This window comes from Falsiroseomonas oryziterrae (genome assembly GCF_021864505.1).
In the GTDB taxonomy this organism is placed as follows: domain Bacteria; phylum Pseudomonadota; class Alphaproteobacteria; order Acetobacterales; family Acetobacteraceae; genus Falsiroseomonas; species Falsiroseomonas oryziterrae.
Genome location: NZ_JAKJIB010000456.1, coordinates 1 through 2,531, shown reverse-complemented (window position 1 = coordinate 2,531; position 2,531 = coordinate 1). Strand labels below are relative to the sequence as shown.

At 74.2% G+C, this 2,531-nt stretch carries 2 protein-coding genes; both read right to left on the bottom strand.

Going from position 1 to position 2,531, the window contains the following annotated elements; translation table 11 throughout:
* On the bottom strand, window positions 1–663 hold a 663-nt coding region (locus tag L2I40_RS21825; protein WP_237217363.1), incomplete at its 3' end, for a hypothetical protein.
* A 364-nt stretch (window positions 664–1,027) separates the two neighbouring features.
* Window positions 1,028–2,531 (bottom strand): putative maltokinase (locus L2I40_RS21820; protein ID WP_237217361.1); only part of this gene is annotated, 1,504 nt, incomplete at its 5' end.

Genomic DNA, 2,531 nt, shown 5'->3' with positions numbered 1-2,531 from the left:
GGCCGGGGCGGGCGCGCTGGGGGCCGGGACGGGCGCACCGGCCTCGAGCGCCTGCACGATCGGCGCGAGGACCGCGTCGAGCATCGAGCCGAGCGCCTTCGCCTCCGCATCGCTCATGTGCGAGCTGCCGGTCCCGGCCTCCGGCCCGCCGGCCATCTGCAAGGACAGGGCGGCGTCGGTGAGCGAGGCGTTGAAGGACCCGTCCGCGACGAGCGCCTTCATCCCCTCATGGACGGCCGTTAGGTCGCCATAGGGATACTTCACCGGCACGAAGACGTAGGGCGTCGTCGCGGCGTCCTGGCCGAGCGCATCGCGCACCAGCTCGGCGTCGGCGCGCACCTCGCGCATCCATTCCTCGGTCGAGACGCCGGAGGACTGGTCGTACTCGTTGTGCATCCAGAGGGTGATGGTCGGGTTCGCCTTCACCTCGTCCGGCAGCGCACGCAGCGCGTCGATCATGGTCGCCTGCTGGCCGCCCGTGTCCCAGGCGGTAAAGGCGGTGCCGCTATTGATCGTGGGCGTGTTGTAGTCGCCCCAGCCGAAGATCGGGTTGATGTCGGTGCCAAGCTGCTGCTCGAGCTCGGCCACCATGCCCCAGAGGCCGCCGCGGTCGGAGAAGAGGAGCGCGTTGCTCTGCCCGCGCACGAGGACGTTCACCGTCATGCGCGGCACTCCCCGGCCAGGCCGAGCCGAAGCTGGCACTCACGCGCCGGGTGCGCGCTCCACGCGCGATGCAGGCAGGTATTCCGGTTCATTCGCTGGCTCCCTGGCCGGTCTTGGTTCGTCAGGGACGCCGCGGGGTGGACCGGACCCGGACCGAGATCGGTCCGCCCGGCACCGGTCCGGAAACAGGGGAGCCCGATCTCCGCGACCCCTCGCACCGCCATCGGCGGTGCCGGGTCGCGCGCGGGCTCATCCGCGACGCCACCGCCCCCGTCGCTCACGCGAATGGGAGGCGGCGGTATCGCGTCTAAGTGTATACGTTAGTCACGTCAACGTGAAATTTCAGCCGCCGGTTGTGCGGACCCTATCCGCCTTCGCGGAGAAGCTTCGCAGCGAGGCTCTCCAGCGTCCGCAGCGGCACCCCGATCCAGGCCGGGCGCGCAGCCATTTCCTCCCTGAGCTGCCGGGCGGCTGTGGCGATTCGGGCGAGGTCGAGCGCCTTCGCCGCCTCTGCCGGGAGTCGCCCCGCCTCGGCCTCCCAGGCGTCCCGGTAGGCGCCGAGGAAGGCCTCGCCGGCGGCCTCGCGCCAGGCGGAGATCAGCGCAGCCCGTCGGCTGGTCGGCGCGGCGGTCGCGGTCCCGCTCTCCTCGGTGGCGACCACCACCGCGGCCGCGTATTCGAGGCTGGCGAGCAGCCCGGCCACGTCGCGCAGGGCGCAGTCCTTCGCACGGCGCTCCGCCGGGCTCCGGGCCGGATCGCCGCCGAAGTCGAGGATGATCGCGTCCCCTGGCGCGACGAGGACCTGGCCGAGGTGGAATTCGCCGTGCAGCCGCGTCAGGTGCAGCGTCCCGTCCTGTGGCGCGAGGCGGCGCAGGGCCCGCAGCAGCGCGGCGCGATGCGCGATGAGATGGCGGGCGGCGGCCTCGTCCGGCCCGGGCGGCAGGCGCCCCGGCCGGGCGAGCAGTTCGAGGGTGCGGTCGAGCTCCGCCGCCGTCTCCTCGGCCCAGGCCGCGCCATGAGCGGGGTCAAGCGGGACCGGTGCGAAGGCCGCATCGTCGCTCGGCCGGCCAAGCGCCAGATGCAGCTGCCCGAGCCGTCGCCCGATCGCCTCGGCGAGCGGCCGGTAGCCGCCGAGCGGATCCTCCGGCTCGGCCTCCGTCAGCGCCGCCTCGTCCACATGGCGGGCGAGCCAGTCGAGCGTCCAGGACCAGGCATCGCCCTGGTTCCGGACGAAGCCGTGCAGGAGCATGAGCGTGTGCGCAGTGCCGTCGGGCGCAGCGCGCACCACCTCGCCGAGCAGCGGCGGCGTGGCGGCGTAGCCGATCGCGCCGAGATGGCGCGCCATCTCGGCGGCCGGGTGCGGGCCGGGGACGACCTGCCGCAGCACCTTCAGCACCGCGGCCTCGCCGAGGATCATCGCGCTGCTCGTCCGCTCACTGCCGAGCCGCCGAACCTCCGGCGCCTCGGGCAGGTCCAGCGCCTCGAGGGCAGGAGAGCCCAGGAAACGGATCTCGCCCTCCGGCGTGGCCAGGTGCTCTCCGCCGCGGCAGGCGGCGAGCACGGCGCGCGGGAACAGCTCGGTCGCGGCCGCATCGGTCAGCAGCCCGACGCGGGCGCCGTGCCGGAGGCGCGCGAGCGCAAGCTGACCGGCCGGCTTCGCGCCTTCCTCCTCGCCGATGCGCGCGAGCGGCACCGCCCAGCGCACGCCCGCGGCCTCGACCTCGGCCCAGACCAGCAGCTCGCCCGCCGGCGCCGGCAGCAGCACCGCAAGCGCCAGATGCGCGCCGGCGCCGCCGAGCGACGCCCCTGCGAACCAGCGCCGCAACGGCAGCCAGGCCGGCAGCACCTCCCGCTCCAGCAGCGCGCGC